Source organism: Marinobacter sp. C1S70 (genome assembly GCF_000475355.1).
In the GTDB taxonomy this organism is placed as follows: Bacteria; Pseudomonadota; Gammaproteobacteria; order Pseudomonadales; family Oleiphilaceae; genus Marinobacter; species Marinobacter nauticus.
Genome location: NZ_AXBW01000094.1, coordinates 1 through 2445 on the forward strand (window position 1 = coordinate 1; position 2445 = coordinate 2445).

Annotated in this window: 1 protein-coding gene and 1 CRISPR repeat array; the gene reads right to left on the minus strand. The window is 62.3% G+C overall.

Going from position 1 to position 2445, the window contains the following annotated elements; genetic code table 11:
* Window positions 1-32: 32 nt before the first annotated feature.
* Window positions 33-407, minus strand: coding sequence for an IS66-like element accessory protein TnpA (tnpA, locus tag Q669_RS18810; RefSeq protein ID WP_022993478.1), 375 nt, complete (start codon window positions 405-407; stop codon window positions 33-35).
* Between the two features lie 85 nt (window positions 408-492).
* Window positions 493-2445: a CRISPR direct-repeat array (repeat unit 32 nt; unit sequence GTTTCAATCCACGCGCCCGCGAGGGGCGCGAC).

A 2445-nucleotide genomic window follows, 5' to 3' on the forward strand; every position in this document is an offset into this window, starting at 1 on the left:
TTCGGTGGCCAGCCAGATCTCGTCAATGCGGATCATCCCAACAGATCCCGAAGCAAGGCCGCACACTGATGGGCTTGCTCCGCCGGCCATTCGACCACGACCGGGCCACCGGCGCGGGGAATCTCGATGCGGATGGTGCTACATTGACTCGAGACTGACGGGGTGTCCGGCACAGGCGCTACGGCTGGCAGACGGATCGGAACGAATCCTGGCGCTTCCGGTGTTTTAGCCGCCCGTCGCGCCTCGCTTATCCAGCGCCGGACCATGTTGGCATTGAGGCCGTTATCCAGCGAAATTCGGGAAACAGACGCCCCGGGCTTCAGACATTCGGCGACTATACGAGCCTTAAGCTCTTTGGAGTAACGACGACGTTTTTGGTAGGGCTTGGTTACGCTTATGCTGGTCATGTTAAGTGTCCACTTATTTTTTAGTGGACACTATCCTGACGGCAGCGGCGACGGGCTCAAGATGGGTTTACCGGACGGTTACGTTGTTTCAATCCACGCGCCCGCGAGGGGCGCGACCAGATATGCGGGCGGGGGACCAGACTGGCGGAGGGGTTTCAATCCACGCGCCCGCGAGGGGCGCGACCGTACAGAAAGGCGAGCGGCAACTGACATTGGTAGTTTCAATCCACGCGCCCGCGAGGGGCGCGACGTTCCTCCTACCGTTAACCCTGCTGGCGTGAGCCGTTTCAATCCACGCGCCCGCGAGGGGCGCGACAGGGCAGCGATGATGTGTTCGACACAAATGGTGAGTTTCAATCCACGCGCCCGCGAGGGGCGCGACGCAAGACAGATGTTATTCTGATGGCATACCAGACGTTTCAATCCACGCGCCCGCGAGGGGCGCGACGGGGGTAAAGTCCAGTACAGCCCGATAGCCTGGGGTTTCAATCCACGCGCCCGCGAGGGGCGCGACCGCTAGACCTTGCTGGCTTCCTTGTGCGCTTCCAGTTTCAATCCACGCGCCCGCGAGGGGCGCGACGTTCTTCGGCGGTCAGGGCGCGGGGGAATAGGCGTTTCAATCCACGCGCCCGCGAGGGGCGCGACCTCTCGGGTCATCCAACTCTGCCCAGGCGGTAGCGTTTCAATCCACGCGCCCGCGAGGGGCGCGACCCAAGTCGCTCTATGAGTTGATGACCGGTGACTGGTTTCAATCCACGCGCCCGCGAGGGGCGCGACACACGTGTGGTCATTTTTCAGGATTGTTATTGCGTTTCAATCCACGCGCCCGCGAGGGGCGCGACCGTCAACCCTAATCTCTCCGCCGTCAGTCGTTTGTTTCAATCCACGCGCCCGCGAGGGGCGCGACTCGTAAGGGCGGGTTGACTCCATGACACGATCATAGTTTCAATCCACGCGCCCGCGAGGGGCGCGACGGCGTACGCGTCCTGTGTGGCCGCACCTATTTCAAGTTTCAATCCACGCGCCCGCGAGGGGCGCGACGACACTGAAAATCCCGCTGACGTTCGCCAACGTGGTTTCAATCCACGCGCCCGCGAGGGGCGCGACCTCAAGGGCGGCCCCATCGTTGCGATACCCATTTTTGTTTCAATCCACGCGCCCGCGAGGGGCGCGACCGTCCGGCCCATCAACAAGCCAGAAAAGCTTGTAAGTTTCAATCCACGCGCCCGCGAGGGGCGCGACATGAGTGTTGCGCTGACATTTAAGGAGGTTTAAATGTTTCAATCCACGCGCCCGCGAGGGGCGCGACCCCTCGGCGAACTGGACCGCATTGATCTGGAGCTGTTTCAATCCACGCGCCCGCGAGGGGCGCGACTTTTCACCGGAGTATTCTTTCTGCAGAAAGCCAGGTTTCAATCCACGCGCCCGCGAGGGGCGCGACCTTTGGCACCCAGCCGCCTGCTGGTCAGCAACAGGTTTCAATCCACGCGCCCGCGAGGGGCGCGACGACAGCGGCTTTCCGAAAGCATCGGCGATAGACAGTTTCAATCCACGCGCCCGCGAGGGGCGCGACGTTCAGGCCAGTCAGTTCGATGGCTGGGCGGTCTGGTTTCAATCCACGCGCCCGCGAGGGGCGCGACGCAGGCAGGCCCAAAACCTCGACGCCATTACACGGTTTCAATCCACGCGCCCGCGAGGGGCGCGACACGGCCACGGTGATGACAAACAGTGTGATCTTGATGTTTCAATCCACGCGCCCGCGAGGGGCGCGACAGTACACGTAAAACTATTAATAGTGACATTCTTGTTTCAATCCACGCGCCCGCGAGGGGCGCGACGGTCAGCCGTCCGGGCTCGATAGTCTCGGCGGCTCAGTTTCAATCCACGCGCCCGCGAGGGGCGCGACGAAACCTTCCAGGCCGACTTCATTAACTACTACGTGTTTCAATCCACGCGCCCGCGAGGGGCGCGACTACCGACTTGCCGGATTTCACGATGGTGCCGGAGTTTCAATCCACGCGCCCGCGAGGGGCGCGAC